Raw genomic sequence first — 20,370 nt, 5'->3', positions numbered from 1 at the left:
CCCTCAACGGCTAACTGAATAACACGGGAATACCATGAAAAAGCCATTAATCTGTCTTTGTGCGGGCGTAATGCTGTTTACGCTGGCAGGGTGCACCACCGATTACGTCATGACGACGAAAAGCGGACAAACGATTACCACCCAGGGCAAACCAAAACTGGATAAAGATACGGGAATGACCAGCTATACCGATCAGGACGGGAATGCGCGGGAAATTAACAGCAATGATGTTGCTCAGCTAATTGAAGCAAACTAAGTCGCTCAAACGGGTAGGCCAGAAATCTGACCTACCTTAAAGCGTTACGGCGCGGTACGGTGGATTTCCGCGACGCGTTTACGTACACCAAACCAGCCAACGACCAGCAGAATGGCAATCAGCGGTAATGAGGCGATAGTGTAAGTCCCGTTCGGATAGTCAAACGCCATCAGCACCAGCACAGCCAGTAAAAAAAACAGTGTTAACCAGGACGTAAACGGCGCACCTGGCAGTTTGAAGTGAACGTCTGCCGCTTTACCATCTTTAATGGCCCGACGCAGACGCATCTGGCACACCATAATGAATGCCCACGATGCAATGATGCCCAGCGAGGCAAAGTTAAGCACGATCTCGAATACCTGCGAAGGCACCAGATAGTTGAGGAAAACCCCGACGACGTACACGACAAGCGTGGCAAGTATGCCAGCATAAGGTACGTGTTGACGGCTCATTTTGGCCATAAATTTGGGCGCGGAACCGCCCATCGACATTGAGCGCAAAATACGACCAGTGCAATACAAACCCGAGTTGAGGCTGGAAAGCGCAGCGGTAAGCACCACGATATTCATAATACTGCCAATATAGGGAACGCCGAGTTTGGAAAAGAAGGTAACAAACGGGCTTTGACCTGCCTGATAGGCATTCCAGGGCAGCAGCATGACCAGTAACACCACTGAACCCACATAGAACAGGCCAATTCGCCAGATAACGCTGTTAATCGCTTTTGGCACCATCGTTTGCGGATCTTTGCACTCACCCGCCGCAGTGCCTACCAGTTCAATGGAAGCAAATGCAAAGACGACGCCCTGTACCAGTACCAGCGCTGGCAGCAGGCCATGCGGGAAAAAACCACCGTTGTCGGTGATCAGATGAAAACCCGTGGCGTTACCATCGAGCGGTTTTCCCGTGCCTAAAAAGACAGTCCCGACGACCAGGAAGATAACGATAGCCAGCACTTTGACCAGTGCAAACCAGAACTCCATCTCCGCAAACCACTTTACGCCGATCATGTTCATGGTGCCGACAATGGCCAATGCGCCGAGGGCAAACACCCATTGCGGTACGTCACCAAATGCGCCCCAGTAGTGCATATACAAGGCCACGGCCGTGATATCCACGATTCCGGTCATCGCCCAGTTGATGAAGTACATCCAGCCAGCCACATAGGCCGCTTTCTCACCTAAAAATTCGCGGGCATAAGAGACAAAGCTGCCGCTGGAAGGGCGGTGTAAAACCAGTTCACCGAGTGCCCGCAGAATGAAGAATGAAAAAATACCGCAGACCAGATAGACCAGTGCTAAAGCGGGGCCGGCCATTTGCAAACGTGCGCCAGCCCCTAAAAATAACCCGGTACCAATAGCACCGCCAATGGCGATCATTTGTACCTGCCGGTTACCCATCGCTTTGTGATACCCCTCTTCGTGAGCATTCAACCAGCGTCGTTTCGCCGCGTGTTGTTCCGCGGCTTGCGTGTTGTGTGTGTTCATTACGTTTCCTGTTAACCTGACTAATTTACAAAATCCTTTTTGCCGCAGCAGTTGCGGCGAAAACAGCGTTTACGAAACCCTTCATTGTGTTACCGCGGGAAACTGTCGGCCGAGCATCCTACATTCAATTGAGAAGTGACGCAAAGCCTGGACACGGGGAAATGGGGTTTTTCTGTGGCCTGAATCGACGGGATGTGGACTCGATTCAGTAAAAATAGAGGCGGTGGGAAAATGCGAAGGAATGCGCTCATCCTGATCGTCAGCAGAATGAGCGCTGTTTGCCTTATACCGACACGCCAAAGACCTGCACGGCCTGCTGCAATCGCGATGAGCGCTGCGTTAAATCGGCAGTTGCGTCAGTGACACGCTCCACCATCTCGGCATTATTGTGCGTCATGGTACCAACACGCGAAATGGAATCATTAATCAGATCCAACGCCTGGGTTTGCTCCCGCGTTGCCAGACTAATGTCTTTAATCATCATCGACATCTGTAACACATCGCTGATCATTCCGGTGAGATGCGTTTCTGTTTGTTCAACCATTTTTACGCCGGTATTGACGTTAGCGACGTTCTTCTCGATAAGCTGTTTAATCTCTTTTGCCGCTGATGCAGAGTGTTGCGCAAGATTGCGCACCTCCGCGGCCACGACGGCAAAACCGCGCCCGGATTCTCCGGCACGCGCCGCCTCAACGGCCGCGTTGAGCGCCAGAATATTAGTCTGGAAGGCAATGCTATCAATTACGCCAATGATATCGACAATCTGACCATTATCACGAGAGATCGCCTGCATCATGGCGATAGTTTGTTTCATAATATCGCCGCCTTCAGCGGCATTGGTGCTGGTTTGGTCGGCCATCGTCATGGTATGTGCCGCCGTTTCTGCAGTTTGCTGCACTGCACTACCAATTTCTTCAATGGCGGCAGCGGTTTGCTGAAGGTCTGCGGATGTTTCTTCAGAACGCGTATGCAGCGCGATACCTTCTTTAGAAACGCGTTGGCTGATGGCCTGAATTCCGGATATTTGCGTACTAACGTCATCAACCAGTGAATTTAGATTAAGTCCGGATTGATTAACTAGTCGCATTAACATGCCGATTTCATCTACGCGATTTAAATGGCAGTTATCGGGTTTTCGTCCGGATACGACTTTCTTCATTTGAGTCAATAGTGTATTAACTGGCTGACAAATTTGGCACTTAAGGTAAATGGCAAATAACAGAAATAACGCCAGTAAACCGCCGGATTGAATAAAATGATTTACGGGAGCGAAGATTAATAACAAAGAGAGCAGGGCAACGACTCCCAAAGCATAATTGACGCGTTGACTAATGCTCAACCATTTAAACATTGAAGTCCATGCCAATATGCCACGGCGAATGATAATACCCTTAAAAAGACGGAACCCGCTAAGTTGTTGATTATTTATTTTTTCATACAACTGCTCACTCTGAGATATTTCGTCTCGCGAAGGAACAGTACGCACTGAGATGTAACCCGTTAACTTTTCATTGTGCCAAACGGGCGTGACGTTGGCACGTACCCAGTAGTGGTCACCGTTTTTACGCCGGTTTTTCACCATTCCCGTCCAGCTGTCACCTTGCTGCAACGTGTACCACATGTCAGCAAACGCGGCTGGCGGCATATCCGGATGGCGAATAATATTATGTGGTTCACCCATTAATTGACTTTCGTTAAAACCACTGGCATCGATAAACGCGGAGTTTGCATAGGTAATATGACTCTCTTTATCTGTCGTCGATAGCAGCGTCGTTTTACCGTTAAGTGTGTGCTCAATTTGTGTAACGGGCATGTTACTTTTCATAAAGGCCCCATGATGGTATGTATAATTCATACAAAGATCCCCGTAATAATGCCTGGGGATATTAAAAAGCTGTTTTAAACCATTTTAATAAGAAACGCTGCATTCTCTACTAATCATCAGTTCTGTGAAAGTATTTAAAATAAAAAAATTAATGCGTGGAACCTATGTCTCTTTCATAAAAATGAAACAATCAATACAAGCGCATAACACAGACAGGTGTTTAGTCTGACTTAAATTAAATTCATTACTGAACGCATGCGTAAAAATAAATCAAACGGAAAAGGATGTTGTCGTCTTTCCAGTATCAATAAAAAACCTATTATATTTTGTAGTATGCAAATACAAGCCATTTTTTCTGCAGAGTGCCGCGTCCAAAACCGGAAGTTTGGTTCCTGTTGGTATGAACGTTATCCCTGATCGCTGCGGGGTTGGTTATCTGTTTTTTAGCTGAGCAAATGTAAATTAAATGTTTCTATATGGTTATTTTATAATTTAATAATACTGACATGTTAACAAATATAGGCCTGCAACATGTCATACCGCCTGAGTATTCTGGATAAAAGCCCCATCGGAGAAGGTGAAACTGCCGCAACCGCACTGACCCGTACGCTGCGCCTGGCACAACGCGCAGAAGAGTGGGGGTACCATCGTTTCTGGATCGCGGAACACCATAATACGCCACAGCTTGCCAGTCCATCGCCGGAGCTGGTGATCGCCTGGATACTGGGACAAACCCAGCGCATTCGCGTGGGTTCCGGCGGCGTCATGCTGCAACACTATAGCCCCTACAAAGTTGCGGAAAACTTTAATCTTCTGGCCTCACTGGCGCCGGGACGTGTCGATCTTGGGATTGGAAAAGCGCCAGGCGGCTTACCGCTGTCAACACAGGCACTGCAGTTGGGTCTTCATCAGGAAGAAAAAGGCAGTTTTGCCGACCAGCTTGCTCAACTGAACGCCTGGCTGGCGCTGACCGGGACAGAAAGCGGGCAGACAGTATTCCCGACACCGCTCCCGCCTGCGCCGCCGCAAAGATTTGTGCTGGGCGCGAGCGTAGAAAGTGCACGCCTGGCGGCAGAGTCTGACTGGAACTTTATTTTCGCGGCGCACCTGAACGGCGATAAAGCGTTACTGCATGAGGTGCTGAGCTTCTGGCAGGCCAACAGTTCACGTCCAACGATTGTCGCCGTACAGGTTATTGTGGCTGACAGCAGTGATATGGCTGCGCAACTGGCGGAAGATGTACAAATCTGGGGCGTCGAGTTGGAGGATGGGCAACGTGTCACCGTCGCCAGCGAAGAGCAGGCGCTGGCTTTCGCCGCGCAGGCGGGCAGCGCACCGCGAACAATCGCCCGGCGTGAGCAGGCGTTACTGCACGGGAGTGCCCAGGAGGTGGTGGCAACACTGCGCTCATTGCAGGTGCAATACGGTATTGATGAATTCATTATCGATACGCCGGTGGCCGAAGGTCAGGCGCGCCTGACATCGTTACGCCTGCTGGCGCAAGCCCATAGCACGATGGAGGTTGTCTGATGTCATTAGCCTCACAGCTTATTGACTGGCGTCGCGAGCTACATCAGCACCCGGAGCTATCCCTCCAGGAAGTGGCGACAACCGCGCGTATTCGTGACTGGTTGCATGCTGCAGATGTCACTTTATTGCCATTCAATTTGAAAACCGGAGTGGTTGCCGAAATCGGTCAGGGAGAAGATGTCATCGCTCTGCGGGCGGATATCGATGCGTTACCGATAGAAGAAAACACCGATGTGCCGTTTCGCTCTGTCACGCCGGGGGTGATGCATGCCTGCGGGCATGACGTCCATACCAGCGTCATGCTTGGTGCAGCACTGCTGCTTAAGCAGGAGGAAAACACACTACCCGGACGCGTGCGTATTTTGTTTCAGCCGGCAGAAGAAAATTTTGGTGGAGCTAAAACGCTGATCCGCGCCGGAGCGCTGCAAAACGTAGCGGCTATTTTCGGTATGCACAATGAGCCCGGTTTGCCGGTGGGCGAATTTGCCACACGCGGCGGTGCGTTCTATGCCAATGTCGATCGCTTTGTGCTGCGTATTACCGGAAAAGGTGCGCATGCGGCACGCCCACACGAGGGAAAAGATGCCATCCTCCTCGCCAGTCAACTGGTGACGGTATTACAAAGTGTCGCCAGCCGTGAGGTCAATACGCTGGATTCGGTGGTGCTTAGCGTCACCCGAATTCAGGGGGGAAATACATGGAACGTACTACCGGAATCCGTTGAGCTGGAAGGGACGCTTCGGACACATCGCGCAGAGGTGCAACAACAGGTTAAATCGCGGGTCAGTGATATTGTCGCTGGGTTTGCCCACGCCTTTGGCGCACAGATCGATGTTATCTGGCACGCGGGGCCCACGGCCCTGGTCAATGACGCGCACTGGGCCGATATTGCGACCAAAGTAGCCAGACAATCCGGTTACACAACGCATCATGCCGACCTGCATATGGGCGGGGAGGATTTTGCCGTTTATTTGCAAAATACACCTGGTGCGTTTGTTAGCATCGGTAGCGCCAGTGAATACGGATTACATCATCCGGGATTTAATCCGGATGAACGGTTAATTGAACCTGCCGCACACTACTTTGCACATTTAGCAAAAACGGCATTCGCACACCTTTAATTTACCTGTTGGGTAGGGGTTACTATGGCTGAAAATCGGCAATTACGTCTGGGCACTATTTTGCATGGCGCCTCTGGGAATATGTCAGCATGGCGCCATCCGGCTGCTCAGGCCGATGCCAGTATTAATTTTGATTTTGTCAAAGAGACGGCGCTTATTGCGGAGAAAGGGAAGCTGGATTTTATTTTTGTCGCTGACGGTCTGTATATTAATGAAAAATCTATTCCACATTTCTTAAATCGCTTTGAGCCGCTGACGGTATTATCTGCGCTGGCAAGCATCACCCGTCATCTTGGTCTGGTGGGCACGGTTTCAACCTCTTATAGCGAGCCGTTTACTACTGCGCGACAGTTTGCCAGTCTGGACCATCTTAGTCAGGGCAGGGCCGGATGGAATGTGGTGACATCCCCGCTGGAAGGTTCGGCTAAAAACTATTCTCGCGCTCAGCATCCTGAGCATGCCCAGCGTTATCGTATTGCCGATGAATATTTACAGGTAGTGAAAGGACTGTGGGATTCCTGGGAAGACGATGCTTTTACCCGTGATAAAACAAGCGGGGAATTTTTTAATCCTCATAAACTGCACACGCTAAACCATCATGGAGATTATTTCCAGGTCGCCGGGCCATTAAATATTGGGCGTACGCCGCAAGGCCGTCCGATTATTTTTCAGGCCGGCGCATCACACGATGGGAAAAAATTAGCGGCGCAGCATGCGGACGCTATTTTCACCCATCAGGAATCGCTGTCTGAAGCCAAAGCATTTTATCAGGATGTCAAAAGTCGGCTTGAAGCTGTCGGACGTCATGTCGATGAGCTGCATATTTTCCAGGGCGTCAGCATTATTGTTGGCGACAGTGACGCTGACGTAGAGCAACAGTACCAGGCGACCGCTGCACTGGTGTCGATTACCGACGCGCTGAATTACCTGGGACGCTATTTTGAACATCACGATTTTAGCCAGTACCCGCTGGACGCACCGTTCCCGGATCTTGGCCCCCTCGGGGAAAACAGTTTTCGCAGTACCACTGACGAGATCAAGCGCAATGCGCGGGAACGGGGATTAACCCTGCGTCAGGTGGCGCTGGAAGCTGCCAGTCCACGTCCACGTTTTAGCGGAACGCCGGCACAGGTTGCTGATGGTCTGCAGCAGTGGTTCGAGGAGAAAGCCGCCGACGGTTTCATCATTCAGGGGGGAACGCCAGATACCTTCCCACGGTTTGTCGAACAGGTTATTCCCGTGCTTCAGGCGCGCGGTTTATTTCGCCACGACTACCCCGGCACGACGCTGCGCGCAAGTCTGGGGCTGGCAACACCTGCAAATCAATTCACACAATAAGAGAAAAACGCTATGCAGAAAAAATCACTACTTCTTGCGCTGTCACTGACTTTCAGCGCGACAGTCTGGGCAAATGACGTCACCATCAACGGTACTGGCGTAAGTCTGGAAGCTAATAAAACACCGATTAACACGGCCAAAAATCCACAGGCGATCGCGCAGTTACCCGCCAACCTGCATCTGGCTGTACCAGGTAAATTCACGGTCGCTATCGCCGGACTGAGCCAGCCGCCGCTGACTGTATTTGCCGATGATAATAAAACGCTCATCGGCAGTGAGGCAGATATCGCTCGCCTGGTTGCCGATAGCCTGGGGCTGGAGCTGAATGTCGTACCCACGTCATGGGAAGACTGGCCGCTGGGCGTAGCTTCCGGCAAATATGATGCCGCGATCAGCAATATTACCGTCACCAAAGCACGCAAAGAAAAATTCGATTTTGCGACGTATCGGAAAGATTCCCTTGGCTTTTACGTCAAAACCGGCAGCAAGCTAAAGAAAATAGAGCAGGCGGAAGATATTGCCGGTCTGCGTATCATCGTCGGCTCAGGGACGAACCAGGAAGCCATTCTGTTGGCGTGGAACGAAGAGAATCTGAAGAAAGGATTAAAACCGTTTACGCCGGTGTATACCAAAGATGATGCTGCTCAGACGTTAGCTCTACAGTCAGGTCGTGCAGATGCTTACTTTGGTCCGAATGTCATTGGGGCCTGGAAAGCTGCCCTCAACGGCAAAACGCAACTGGTGGGCAGCGTTGATGGCGGTTGGCCAAAAGCCGCACATATTGCCGTCACGCTGAAAAAAGATAGCGGTCTGGTGCTGCCGGTGCAAACAGCTCTCAACGGTGTGATCGGCAATGGCGACTATGACAAGGTGCTGAACCGCTGGGGGGAAGGGGTAGAACGTATCCCACAATCTGAAGTTAACCCGGCCGGTTTAGGCGACTAAGGAGGTCAATGTGAGCGATCAATTCCGCGTTGTCTCGCCCGAAGCCATTGAGCTACAGCCGATCCTCAGCGGACTGTTTGGTGAGTACGCCGCCCGCTATGGTGATTATTTTTCTCGTGATGCTGAAGTGGAGCTAACCGAATGGTATCTGGCTCCACAGGGGATCTTTGTGGTGCTGGAGCGCAACGGCGAAATTATCGCCACCGGGGCTTATAAACCCTATGACAAAGACACCGCTGAAATTAAGCGTATCTGGACTAAAAGCAACCTGCGTAAGCAGGGGCTGGCAGCGTACGTGGTGCAGGAACTGGAGCGCCGGGCATTACTGGCGGGCTATAGCCGTATCTATCTGACCACGGGCTTTCGCCAGCCAGAGGCCGTCCGACTTTATTTGAGTCAGGGATACGATCCACAGTTCGATACCACACGTAACCCAGAAGAGTACAGCCAGCCGCCCTTTGATGGGAGGCTGCGCTTCACCAAACTGTTGACTATCGCAGGTCAGGCCAAAATTGCCTGAGGAGAGAAGATGAAAACGACTGCAACCATCAAAGTCGTCCCGGCACGTTATCCGATGCGCACCGTAGGGGCGATTATTGCCCTGTTTGTGCTGGCGGCGATTATTCAGTCTGTCGCGTTTAATCCGCGCTGGGAATGGGGTGTGTTTGCCCGCTGGTTCTTCGACCCGGTTATCTTGTCTGGACTTGGGCAAACGCTGTTGTTGACGCTCATTGGGACATTACTGAGCGTGGTATTTGGTGGGTTGCTGGCGCTGGCCAGACTCTCATCATCCTGGCTGCTAAACAGCCTGGCGTGGGGATACATCTGGTTGTTTCGTTCACTCCCGTTGATTGTGGTGTTGATCATTTTGTACAACTTCTCCTATTTGTACGACACGCTGGCGATCGGCATACCCTTCACTGCTATCCAGTGGGGCAGCTTTGAGACTATTAATGTCCTTGGACAGTTTTCCACTGCAGTTGTTGGCCTGACGCTGGTGCAAAGTGCTTATACCGCAGAAATTATTCGCGGCGGGTTTCTTGGGGTTGATCATGGTCAGTACGAAGCCGCAGCCGCGCTGGGATTACCTGCCTGGCGCCGCACGCTGCGCATAATCCTGCCACAGGCGTTACGCACCATTTTGCCCGCCGGGTTCAATGAAATTATCAGCCTGGCGAAAGGTACGGCGATGGTTTATGTGCTGGCGATGCCGGAACTGTTCTACACCATCCAGATGATCTACAACCGCACCCAGGAAGTGATTCCGCTGCTGATGGTTGGAGCCGTGTGGTATCTGGTGATCACCAGCGTTTTGTCATTAATTCAGCATCTGGTTGAACGCGCGCTGGCACGCAGTGAAAGACGATCCGCTATTAACACCGCCAGGGTGAGTCGCTCGGCTAAACGTCGTCGCCTGGTTCCACAGCAGGAGGCTATCCATGTCCCACTCGCCTGAAGGTCATATTTCCATTACCGGCGTCAGCAAATATTTTGGTCGCCATAAGGCGCTGGATAACGTATCGCTGGAGATCCCACCCGGTACGGTCACGGTCATTCTCGGGCCTTCCGGTTCAGGTAAATCAACGCTATTGCGGGCGATTAATCATCTGGAGCGTGTCGATGAGGGGTTTATTCAGATTGACGGTGATTATATTGGCTATCGCCTTCAGGGAGACCGGTTGTATGAACTAAAAGAGGCAGAAATCCTGCGCCAGCGCATTAATGTGGGCTACGTATTTCAGAACTTTAACCTGTTCCCGCATTTAACGGTGCTGGAGAACCTGATTGAAGCGCCAATAGCCCACGGGCTGGCATCGCGTAAAGCCGCTACCGAACGGGCATTAACTCTGCTTGATGCGGTTGGGCTGCGAAATAAAGCCGATGCCTGGTCGCGTCACTTGTCTGGCGGACAGCAGCAGCGAATCGCCATTGCCCGCGCGCTGGCGTTAAATCCGCGCGTGATGCTGTTTGATGAGCCGACGTCCGCACTCGATCCTGAACTGGTGGGCGAAGTGCTGGATGTGATTAAGTCACTGGCACAGTCGGGAACCACGCTGGTGGTGGTGACGCATGAAATCGGTTTTGCCCGGGAGGTGGCCGATCAGGTGGTATTTATGGTTGACGGCAAAATCGTCGAGCAGGGTAGCAGCGAACAGGTGCTAAATTATCCGCGCCACACGCGCACGCAGCAGTTTTTGTCGAAAGTTCTGTAAATACGCGGAAAAAATGTTGCGGCACAAGGCTGTGCCGCACAGCGATTACAGGGTAACGACGATTTTGCCTACCTGACCGTTGGCCTCCATATACTGGTGGGCCTTAGCGATGTCATCAAACGCAAAGGTTTTATCAATCAGTGGCTTGAGTTGCCCCGATTGCAATCCTTCAAAGATGAAACGTTTAGCTCGTGCCAGTTTTTCAGCATCAGTGGTGATTTCGAAAAGCTCATAGCCGCGAAAGGTCAGATGACGGCCAAGGATCTCAATCACCGGGATCGACAGATCGCGACCGTCCAGCGAACCGTACTGGAAAAATAACCCTCCGGCGGGCATTACCTGGGCTATTTTCGCCACACCGGGGCCGCCGACCGGGTCGAAGACCACGCGGGTACCTTTGCCATCGGTTATACGATTAATTTCCACGACCAGATCCTGCTCCTGACTGGCGATAACCTCTGCCGCGCCAAGTTGTAGAAGCTGGGCGCGCTTCTCACTGGTGCGCGTCATCGCAATCGGTTTTGCCCCGAGCATATTGGCAATCTGTATCGCTGCCAGCCCGACACTGCTGGACGCAGCATTGATCAGCACGTTATCGCCAGGCCCGATATTGGCATATTCGACCAGCGCGCCAAAAGCCGTCACATACATCATCCAACTGGCGGCGGCCTCGGCAAAGCTCAGGTTTTCAGGATGTTTGACGACCGCATGAACAGGCGCATTGACGATTTCGCCATACATACCGTACTCATGAAAGCTGAATGCCGGAATGACGCTCACGCTATCGCCTGGTGCGAACTCGTGCACATTGTCACCGACGGCTTCAACAATGCCGGAGGCTTCATAGCCCAGGCGAGCAGGAAAATTGGGTTGGTAAATATATTGTCCGGTACGGTACATAATTTCCGCCCGGTTAATACCTATTGCGCGAACGCGGATCTGAACATCGTTTGCAAGCGGAGCCGGGGTCTGAATATCCTGAATATTCAGCACATCAGCGCCACCTGTTTGATTGAAAACCACGACTTTAGACATAGCGGACCTCGGTAAATTGTTCTGACTTGAGTCCGCACAATGTATCGGTTCCGGTGGGGGCGAAAAACCGCCGTTATGGAACTTCACTATTACTCAGATTGTAATAATCCCTGCAGGCGCGGTTTTTGCTCGTTAAAAAGCGCACACAGCCAGTCAATAAACACCCGCACGCGCGGGGCAAGATGACGTCTGTCCGGGTAGAGCACGGAAACGGGTTTAGCTTCCCCCGCATAGTCACCCAGCACCTCAACGAGCTGGCCCGACTCGAGGTAGGGTGCCAGTACGGCGTGAACCCCGTGTATGATCCCCAATCCTGATAAACAACCTGTTAGCAGAATGTCGGAGTTGTCTACGCTCATTCGGCTTGCTGGTATGATAGATACCGTTTTCCCTTCGTTGATGAAGGACCACTCCAGCGCGTCACGATGACGTTCGCTAAAGAAGTTGAGTGCCTGATGCTGAGCCAAATCATCCGGTGTCTGTGGGATGCCCCGTATAGCCAGATAATCTGCGGACGCACAGGTCACCATTTTTACCTCGCCAAGTCGTCGGGATATCAGCGAGGAGTCCTGCAACTCGCCAATGCGGATCATGCAGTCGATCCCCTCCGCAAGCAGATCAATTTTGCGGTCAGTGGAGGTGAGTACAATCTCAATGTCCGGATAGCGTGACTGAAAGTTGCTTAGCGCAGGGACTATAATCGAGTGAGCCAACGACAGTGGAGCATTGATCCTGAGCTTTCCACGTGGAGGCCGTGTCGGTGAGAAAGAGGCCATGATGTCATCCACGTCACCAAGCAGTACTTTGGTTCGTTGGTAAAATGCGTCACCTTCTTCGGTCAGGGTAACCTTCCGCGTCGTTCGGTTCAGGAGTTTCGTCCCCAGATCGTCCTCAAGATGCTGAATTGCTTTGGTCACCGCGGGGCGGTGCAGGTGCAGCACATCGGCAGCTTTGGCGAATCCCCCTTGCTCCACGACCTGCACAAAAATGCTCATGTATTCAAACATACTGGAACGCATCTCTTACTCTCCTGGTGTTCGCTCTGGCACGGATATTGTTATTATGAGAGTAATAATGATGACTGCATAGACACGCGAATGCTGCTCTACACTTAGGGTTTTAACATTGAGGGTTGCAGCATGATGAAAGTCTATGGGGTACCGGGCTGGGGATCGGCCATCAGTGAAGTGATGCTCACACTGGCGGAGATCCCTTACACGTTTATTAATGTGGACGGCTTTGACAGTGACGGGGCTTCGCGGGAGTTGCTAAAAAAAATGAATCCACTGTGTCAGATTCCAACGCTCAGGCTGGAAAATGGCAGTGTGATGACGGAAACGGCGGCTATTGCGCTGATGATTCTTGATCGCAGGCCCGATCTGGCCCCGCCTGTCGGACATGTGGAACGTCAACAATTTCAGCGCCTGCTGATATGGCTGGTGGCAAATGTCTATCCCACGTTTACTTATGCTGATTATCCCGAACGCTGGACGCCAGATGCTCCGGCGCAGTTGAAAAAGAACTGTATTGAGTACCGTAAATCGCTTTATATGTGGCTGAACGACCAGCTAAGCGCCGAACCGTACGCGTTTGGCGATCAGCTCACGTTGCTGGACGTTTATATTGCCGTTATGCGCACCTGGGGGCCTGGACATGACTGGTTCCAGGATAATACGCCTAATATTAGCGCCATCGCGGACGCGGTTTGTCAAATCCCGCGGCTGCGTACTGTCCTGAAAAGCAATAAGATTATTTGAATAAAAAAACGCTGTTCCGCAGGAGTGCAATTCCCGGAACAGCGGGCGAACTATCATCGCCATAAGTTTAAATTACGCAGCAGAAGGCGTCAGCGTAATACGATCCAACGGACCCACGATAAACAGATAAGAAATCAGGCCAATCAGCCCCATCGAACCGACGTACAGAATGGCGTAATCAAAAGACTGGGTATTCGCCAGAATGACGCCGATCACCAGTGGCGTAATGATACTTGCCATATTGCCGCACATATTGAATACGCCGCCTGCAATGCCAAGCACTTCTTTTGGCGAGGTATCGCTGAGAACGCACCATCCCAGATTGCCAAAGCCTTTGGCGAAAAACGCCAGGCTCATCGCGGCGATAACCACAAACTCTGATGAGGTGTAATTCGCGATAACGATGACGCAGGAAAGTAGCATTCCACAGATCACCGGCAGCTTACGGGCAATCGTCAAGCTGTAGCCGCGTTTTAGTAGCCAGTCGGAGAACACGCCGCCTAATAATCCACCGATAAAACCGGCAATGGCAGGGATACTGGCGACAAATCCCACTTTGAGGATCGACATTCCTTTCGCCTGATACAGATAGGTAGGAAACCAGGTCAGGAAGAACCAGGTAATTGACGTCACGCAGAACTGTCCGATATAAACGCCAATCATCATGCGATTGACGCAGACGCTCTTAATTTGCGTAAAGATAATTTTCTGCGGCTCTTTTTTATTGCCCAGCGACGGTTCGCCACCGCCTTCCCGGATATAGTCAATTTCCTGTTGGTTTACCTTCGGATGATGCATGGGATCCCTGACTTTGACCAGCCAGAAGATGCCAAGAATAACGCCAATAGCCCCGATATAATAAAAAACAAAGTGCCAGCTCAGATTATGCAAAATAATCGTCATGAGCGGCGTAATAATCCCTAGCGAGATATATTGCGCGGCCTGATAAACTGAGGTGACAAAGCCTCGTTCGTTATTCGGAAACCACTGCACGCTTAATCGGCTGTTGGCCGGAAAGGCCGGAGCTTCAATGGCACCCATCAGTAATCGTAAGATAATCAATACGACAAGCGGGCTGGCGTACAGATAAATGGTGCCCTGGAACATGGTCACCAGCGACCAGCCAATCAGGGCGCAGCCGTATACCAGACGAGAACCATAGCGATCCAGTAGCCAGCCGCCGGGCAGTTGCATAATGACATAAGAAATACCGAAAGCAGAAAAGGCCAGCCCCATTGCTTCAGGATCAAAACCTAATTCTTTGCTCATTATTGGAGCCACCACGGATAACGTCGCGCGATCGGCGTAATTAAATACGGTAGCAAGAAACAGAAATATCAAAATGCCGTAACGCACTTTTGTGCGCTTTATTATTGTGTTCATCACCCACTCCTTTCATAAGGTTGAGAGCGTTTCTGTAGGGAAGAGGGCGGGTATTACTTACCCGCCAAATAAATTAAGGATGTTTACCAAACTCGCAGGTTAATTGTGTCCAGCGGCGCGCTTGTTCGCTGATGCTGAACCCCAGACCGTGACGGTCAGATATCCACATCCGCCCATCGCGCAGCTCAAGTTGTTCATTAAATAGCGGATTCAGCCATTCGAAATGTTCCAGCCATGGCTCAAGCGGATAAGCGGCGGACAAATGCAGGTGAACTTCCATGGCGAAGTGGGGTGCCAGTTTTCGTCCGTGTTTTGCCGCCAGATCCATAATTTTAAGGAACGGTGAAATCCCGCCCACACGCGGCGCATCGGGTTGGACAAAATCGCTGGCATTGCCGAGGATCAGCTGTTCATGTTCGCGGAAGCTGGTCAACATCTCACCGGTAGCAATCGGGGTATCCAGCGCGGCAGCCAGTTGGGCGTGACCTTCAACATCGTAGGCATCCAGCGGCTCTTCAATCCAGATCAGATTGAACTGCTCCATTTTACGTCCCATACGGATGGCGGTTTCCCGGTCCCACTGCTGATTGGCATCGACCATCAGCGGGAAATCATCACCCAGCGCTTCACGCACCGCGGTTAAGCGGCGAATATCTTCGGCGCAGTTTGGTTGACCGACCTTGAGTTTGATGCCGCCAATACCGTTTTCACGGGAAATAACCACGTTTTTAAGCACCTGATCCAGCGGCGTATGCAGGAATCCGCCGGAGGTGTTGTAGCATTGTACGGAGTCACGATGCGCGCCAAGCAGTTTTGCCAGCGGCAATCCTGCACGCTTGGCCTTCATATCCCATAAAGCGATATCGATAGGGGAGATGGCCTGAACCGCCATGCCGCTGCGCCCGACGGAAGCGCCAGCCCACAACAGCTTGGTATAGATCTTGTCAATATCGTTTGGATCTTCACCTAACAGGTTATCGGCAATTTCTTTGGCATGCGCGTAGATCCCCTGACCGCCAGCACGCTTGGAGTAACTAAATCCCACGCCTTCAAACCCGTCGCGACTGCGGATCTCGGCGATGATTATGGCGACTTCGGTTAGTGGTTTCTGACGACCAGTCAGCACTTTGGCATCGCTTACCGGTGTTGCCAGGGGAAGGAAAGCGAGGGATAGCTTAACCCATTCGATACGGTCGCCGGTTTCTGCCGCGGTTTTTGCATTGGCCGATTTGGCATAGGTTACGGCATCGGAATTAGCACTTAAAGATATCTTATTCTCTCCTGGTGATTAATAAATGATTGCGCTATCATTTTTAATGTTAGCGCAATCACTTCACCAGCGAATTGATTGCGATTTGAACAATTGCTCACAAATACGAAGATAAAAGGGCGATAACTTGTATGCAGCATCACATTCCAATACTTTATGGGGAAATGCACAAATCTTTATGATATCGCTATCATTTTGCTCAGGGATGACTATCTAAGCTGCTGTTTTCCCAGTGTTATCACAGAGCCATGCTAGCAATAGCCGAAATCATGATGAATAATGCCAGGATAAATCAGCGATTTTTGACAAGGGCATCGACAGTGAAAAACGCCAGACCTCCGCGAGCACCCACGCTGGAAGATGTGGCCCGTACCGCGGGATTGTCCCCCATGACGGTGAGCAGGGCGCTAAATACTCCGCAGTTGGTGCGCCCGAAAACGGTGGAAAAAGTGATGCAGGCGGTACGCGCCACCGGCTACATTCCCAACGCGATGGCCGGGGGGCTGGCGTCGCGTCGCAGCAAGCTTATCGCCGTGGTTGTTCCGCAAATTAACAACAATATGTTTGTCGATACCATTCAGTCATTAAGCGATGAACTGGCTGAACGCGGATACCACATCTTGCTCTGCGTATCAGGTTACACGCCGCAAACTGAGGCAGAGCTGGTGGCGACGCTGCTTTCTCGCCGCCCGGATGGCGTCGTGCTCACCGGTATCCATCATACCGCCGAGCTGAAAAAGGTGGTTCTTAATGCGGCCATTCCGGTTGTGGAGATCTGGGATTTAACCCCAACGCCCATCGATATGCTGGTCGGTTTTTCGCATGAAAAAGTTGGCCAGGCGGTGGCAGACTATTTGCTGAAAAAAGGTTATCGCCGTCCGGGGTTGTTATGGACCGCCGATCGCCGGGCAGGCCAGCGTAAACAAGGGCTGTGCGATGCGCTGAGTCGTCATGGTATTACGGCTGACGCACAGGTGGACGTCCCACTTCCGGCCTCTCTGGCATTGGGACGCACTGGATTGACGCAGCTATTGGCGGATCGCGAGTTTGATGTCATTGTCTGTAGCTCAGATACCTTAGCCCAGGGGGCGATTATGGAAGCCGAAAGCCGTGGTTTACGCGTGCCGCAGGAGCTAGCTGTAATCGGTTTTGGCGATCTTGATTTTGCCGCCAGTAACCGGCCTGCCATCACCACAGTTAGCGTCGACCGACGGGCCATTGGACAACGCGCCGCCTCTCTGCTTGCCGATCGTATCGAACAAATTCCACGTGAAGACGATATTATTGATGTCGGATTTCACCTGGTTGAACGAGAGTCCGCATAAGTTACCTGCATCCCAAAACAATAAGGAATCTGCTATGCCGCACGTCGATATCAAATGCTTTCCTCGCGCCCTTACCAACGAACAAAAAACCGCGCTGGCGGCGGATATTACCGAGGTCATTATTCGTCATTTGCAAAGCAAAGACAGCTCGGTCAGCGTGGCGCTGAATGAAATTGAGCCCGAGGCGTGGCAGGGCGTGTGGAATGCGGAAATCGCACCGCAGATGGACACATTGATTAAAAAACCCGGCTACAGCATGTGAACGAGAACGGGCGATTATTGCGCCCGTATTATTCAGCCGCTGTTATGCGTTTCCCGCTGGTGACAAACGTTCCGGCGCCAAGGTGGTGCAAGGTATTGAGTTTGCCATCATCAAACTGCCAGCGTCCTTGCACAAATACCCGCTCATCGGCAGCGGCAGAAACCACTTCGCCAAACAAGGTATCATATTTGTCCTGAGCCGCTGTGGCAGGAAGCAGGCGGCATTCCATCCAGGCGAGACACTTGGCTTCTATTAGCGGTAATCCCAATACCGGGCCGTTGACCACCGGAATACCGTAGCAGTTGAACTTATCTTCTATTCGACCGGAAACACTCCCCACGGCATAGGTCCAGTTGGTCGCGGCAACCCCTGGAATAACAATACCAAATTGCCCGCTACGCTCGATCAGTTCGCGTGACCAGGCGGTCTTGTCGACAACAATGGCCACCCTCGGCGGATCAAATTCCACGGGCATTGACCACGCGGCCGCCATCACATTACGCCGTTCTGTATTCGCGTCACGACTGGTTATCAAAATGGTGGGGCCGTGATTAAGCAGTCGGCTGGCGTGTTGTAATTCAACCGGACGAAAATGACTCATAGTGACTCCTCGGCAGAATAAAAATGACATCACAATAAACATAGATAGTAACGGGATTAGCGATTTTGTCGCCTCACCGGGGTGAACAGCGCACAAAAGCGACGGCGTAAAATTAAAAATGCGTTATAAGTACAACATTCAACAAACAGGAATCCCGTATGACGCCTTTTTTAAACGCTTATTTTGCCCGTATTGGCTGGTCAGATGCGCCCAACGCCGACATTGAAACGTTGAGAGCGCTACACTTACTGCATAACGGTGCCATACCCTTTGAAAATCTTGATGTGCTGCTGCCGCGTGAAATGCAGCTTGACGATCTGTCCCTTGAAGAGAAGTTGGTCACTGCCCGCCGCGGTGGCTATTGCTTTGAACAAAATGGTGTATTTGAACGGGCGCTACGCGACATCGGTTTTACCGTACGCAGTTTACTGGGACGCGTGGTATTGGCTAATCCGTCAAGTCTGCCGCCGCGTACACATCGCCTGTTACTGGTTGAATTACAGGGTGAACAGTGGATCGCTGACGTTGGCTTCGGCGGACAAACGCTGACGGCTCCCATTCGTCTGCAGGCTGATCTTGAACAGCAAACGCCGCACGGCGACTATCGGTTGATTCAGGAGGGGGAAGACTGGATATTGCAGTTCCGCCATCATGATCACTGGCAGTCAATGTACCGATTCGATCTGGTGGTGCAACATCACAGCGATTATCTGATGGGTAACTTCTGGTCCGCGCACTGGCCGCAGTCGCATTTCCGCCACCATCTGCTGATGTGTCGTCATTTACCTGACGGCGGCAAGCTGACGTTGACCAATTTCCACTTTACCCATTATCAGGACGGTCACGCGATAGAGCAGATTAATCTGCCTGACGTCGCCAGCCTGTATACGCTGTTGCAGGAACGGTTTGGACTGGGCGTGGATGACGTGAAGCATGGGTTTACCCTGGATGAGCTGGCGACAGTCATGGCGGCGTTTGATACACATCCGGAGGCGGGAAAATAGGGGCATCAGAATTAATGCCGGATGCGGCGTAATCGCCTTATCCGGCCTACCTGAAGATTTAAAAATCGATCGCCCATTCGGCGTGAAACAGGATCACAGCAGAGCCGGAAATCGTTACTTTCTCTGGCTGGTTATCACGGATAGTCACTGTCACATCAACAATACCGTCACGCCCGAGCGCGCGACCCTGGTGGCCCTGAACATGCAACGTTTTGCCATCATGGGCCATCAGGTTATGGTGTACCAGCCACGCGCCCATTGGACCATTCGCGTTGCCGGTGACCGGATCTTCCACAATACCAATAGCTGGCGAGAACATGCGGCCATCGGTGGCGTTTTCGTCCTTGCGAATTTGAAAAGGGAAGAACCCGTTACAGCCAATTTGCTGGCTGATAGCGGTCAGGGCAGGCAAATCAGGGGAAAGGGCGTCGATGTCCACCTCAGGCTTCAGCGCAATCATCACTTTAGAGTGTCCGGTGGTGGCAACCTGAATGGGTAATCCGGGCAACATATCGTCTTCGCTCAGGTGCAGCGCATCGATTATTGCGGCACGTACAGCACCTTCCAGCGGAGCTTCGAATCCAGGTACGCCTTGTTCAAGACTGATGCGATAGTCATTGTCACTCGCTTCAATATCGATCCGATGACGACCGGCGAGCGAGGTTTGCCAGACGGTGCTGTTGCCCAGACCCAGCACCTTGGCCCGCACGTGATGTGCGGCGACGGTAGCATGCCCACAGATAGGAACTTCGACCGTCGGCGTGAAATAACGAATGCGAACATCGCTGTCGTCACTGGTCAGCAGGAATGCGGTTTCCGAATGACGTAGCTCGCGAGCAATGAGCTGCATCTGCGCTTCGCTCAATCCGTCAGCATGCAACACCACTCCCGCTGAATTGCCGCGAAAGGGTACTGAGGTGAAGGCATCGACGTGATAAACCTGTGGTTTCATTAGCGTTCTCCCTGGGATGGAGAAGCATCATAACGTACAAAAAGCGGGATAGCGATGCTGCCCGGT

18 protein-coding genes and 1 pseudogene are annotated in these 20,370 nt (G+C 51.8%); 11 read left to right on the top strand and 8 right to left on the bottom strand.

Annotated elements, in window-relative coordinates; all coding sequences use genetic code 11:
* Positions 1–34: 34 nt before the first annotated feature.
* Positions 35–256: a YgdI/YgdR family lipoprotein gene (locus tag FDX24_RS03190; protein ID WP_043016274.1), complete on the top strand. Its 222-nt coding sequence runs from the start codon at positions 35–37 to the stop codon at positions 254–256.
* Positions 257–300: 44 nt separating this feature from the next.
* On the opposite strand, the gene ansP is transcribed toward FDX24_RS03190, so the two are convergent.
* Both ansP and FDX24_RS03180 read right to left on the bottom strand, forming a co-directional pair.
* The gene (ansP, locus tag FDX24_RS03185) at positions 301–1,743 is read right to left on the bottom strand and encodes an L-asparagine permease (RefSeq protein ID WP_137363825.1); all 1,443 of its coding nucleotides are present in this window, start codon (positions 1,741–1,743) and stop codon (positions 301–303) included.
* A gap of 283 nt (positions 1,744–2,026) precedes the next feature.
* Positions 2,027–3,568, bottom strand: coding sequence for a PAS domain-containing methyl-accepting chemotaxis protein (locus FDX24_RS03180; RefSeq protein WP_137363824.1), 1,542 nt, complete (start codon positions 3,566–3,568; stop codon positions 2,027–2,029).
* Between the two features lie 531 nt (positions 3,569–4,099).
* Between FDX24_RS03180 and FDX24_RS03175 the strand changes: the two genes are divergently transcribed.
* The 6 genes and pseudogenes from FDX24_RS03175 (at position 4,100) to FDX24_RS03145 (ending at position 10,715) form a co-directional block, all read left to right on the top strand.
* Positions 4,100–5,098: an MsnO8 family LLM class oxidoreductase gene (locus tag FDX24_RS03175; protein WP_061067930.1), complete on the top strand. Its 999-nt coding sequence runs from the start codon at positions 4,100–4,102 to the stop codon at positions 5,096–5,098.
* Positions 5,098–6,219, top strand: coding sequence for an amidohydrolase (locus tag FDX24_RS03170; RefSeq protein WP_061067929.1), 1,122 nt, complete (start codon positions 5,098–5,100; stop codon positions 6,217–6,219). Before FDX24_RS03175 ends, FDX24_RS03170 begins: the two co-directional genes overlap by 1 nt.
* Before the next feature lie 24 nt (positions 6,220–6,243).
* Positions 6,244–8,502: pseudogene (locus tag FDX24_RS23385) on the top strand (NtaA/DmoA family FMN-dependent monooxygenase).
* A 10-nt stretch (positions 8,503–8,512) separates the two neighbouring features.
* Positions 8,513–9,022: a GNAT family N-acetyltransferase gene (locus tag FDX24_RS03155; protein ID WP_048211623.1), complete on the top strand. Its 510-nt coding sequence runs from the start codon at positions 8,513–8,515 to the stop codon at positions 9,020–9,022.
* Between the two features lie 9 nt (positions 9,023–9,031).
* Positions 9,032–9,958: an amino acid ABC transporter permease gene (locus FDX24_RS03150; protein WP_061067925.1), complete on the top strand. Its 927-nt coding sequence runs from the start codon at positions 9,032–9,034 to the stop codon at positions 9,956–9,958.
* Positions 9,942–10,715 (top strand): amino acid ABC transporter ATP-binding protein, encoded by a 774-nt coding sequence (locus FDX24_RS03145; protein ID WP_061067924.1) that lies wholly within the window; start codon positions 9,942–9,944, stop codon positions 10,713–10,715. Before FDX24_RS03150 ends, FDX24_RS03145 begins: the two co-directional genes overlap by 17 nt.
* 45 nt (positions 10,716–10,760) lie before the next feature.
* Here FDX24_RS03145 and FDX24_RS03140 read toward each other — a convergent pair whose 3' ends face one another.
* Positions 10,761–11,750: a zinc-dependent alcohol dehydrogenase family protein gene (locus FDX24_RS03140; RefSeq protein WP_048211626.1), complete on the bottom strand. Its 990-nt coding sequence runs from the start codon at positions 11,748–11,750 to the stop codon at positions 10,761–10,763.
* Between the two features lie 89 nt (positions 11,751–11,839).
* Positions 11,840–12,769 carry a LysR family transcriptional regulator gene (locus FDX24_RS03135; protein WP_121584662.1) on the bottom strand — a complete coding sequence of 310 codons (930 nt, stop codon included), beginning with the start codon at positions 12,767–12,769 and terminating at the stop codon, positions 11,840–11,842.
* Positions 12,770–12,889: 120 nt separating this feature from the next.
* Between FDX24_RS03135 and FDX24_RS03130 the strand changes: the two genes are divergently transcribed.
* Positions 12,890–13,507 carry a glutathione S-transferase family protein gene (locus FDX24_RS03130; RefSeq protein WP_137363823.1) on the top strand — a complete coding sequence of 206 codons (618 nt, stop codon included), beginning with the start codon at positions 12,890–12,892 and terminating at the stop codon, positions 13,505–13,507.
* Between the two features lie 72 nt (positions 13,508–13,579).
* Here the strand turns inward: FDX24_RS03130 and FDX24_RS03125 are convergent, their stop codons facing one another.
* A complete protein-coding gene (locus FDX24_RS03125; RefSeq protein WP_137363822.1) occupies positions 13,580–14,890 on the bottom strand; it encodes an MFS transporter in 1,311 nt (436 codons plus the stop codon).
* A 73-nt stretch (positions 14,891–14,963) separates the two neighbouring features.
* Entirely contained in the window at positions 14,964–16,160 is a 1,197-nt protein-coding gene (locus tag FDX24_RS03120; RefSeq protein ID WP_137363821.1) for an L-talarate/galactarate dehydratase, read from the bottom strand.
* 272 nt (positions 16,161–16,432) lie between these two features.
* Here FDX24_RS03120 and FDX24_RS03115 point away from each other — a divergent pair, with 272 nt between their 5' ends.
* Entirely contained in the window at positions 16,433–17,485 is a 1,053-nt protein-coding gene (locus FDX24_RS03115) for a LacI family DNA-binding transcriptional regulator (protein WP_371414763.1), read from the top strand.
* Positions 17,486–17,519: 34 nt separating this feature from the next.
* Positions 17,520–17,747, top strand: coding sequence for a tautomerase PptA (pptA, locus tag FDX24_RS03110; RefSeq protein WP_061067919.1), 228 nt, complete (start codon positions 17,520–17,522; stop codon positions 17,745–17,747).
* A gap of 28 nt (positions 17,748–17,775) precedes the next feature.
* Here the strand turns inward: pptA and FDX24_RS03105 are convergent, their stop codons facing one another.
* A complete protein-coding gene (locus FDX24_RS03105; protein ID WP_005126787.1) occupies positions 17,776–18,348 on the bottom strand; it encodes a flavin reductase family protein in 573 nt (190 codons plus the stop codon).
* Between the two features lie 158 nt (positions 18,349–18,506).
* Between FDX24_RS03105 and nhoA the strand changes: the two genes are divergently transcribed.
* Entirely contained in the window at positions 18,507–19,352 is an 846-nt protein-coding gene (nhoA, locus tag FDX24_RS03100) for an N-hydroxyarylamine O-acetyltransferase (protein WP_137363819.1), read from the top strand.
* A 58-nt stretch (positions 19,353–19,410) separates the two neighbouring features.
* Here the strand turns inward: nhoA and FDX24_RS03095 are convergent, their stop codons facing one another.
* On the bottom strand, positions 19,411–20,304 hold the full coding sequence (locus FDX24_RS03095) for a PhzF family isomerase (protein ID WP_137363818.1): 894 nt from the start codon (positions 20,302–20,304) through the stop codon (positions 19,411–19,413).
* Between the last annotated feature and the right edge of the window lie 66 nt (positions 20,305–20,370).

It is taken from the genome of Citrobacter sp. wls716, assembly GCF_005280975.1.
Taxonomy (GTDB): Bacteria; Pseudomonadota; Gammaproteobacteria; order Enterobacterales; family Enterobacteriaceae; genus Citrobacter; species Citrobacter youngae.
This window is presented reverse-complemented; position numbering and strand designations above follow the sequence as displayed.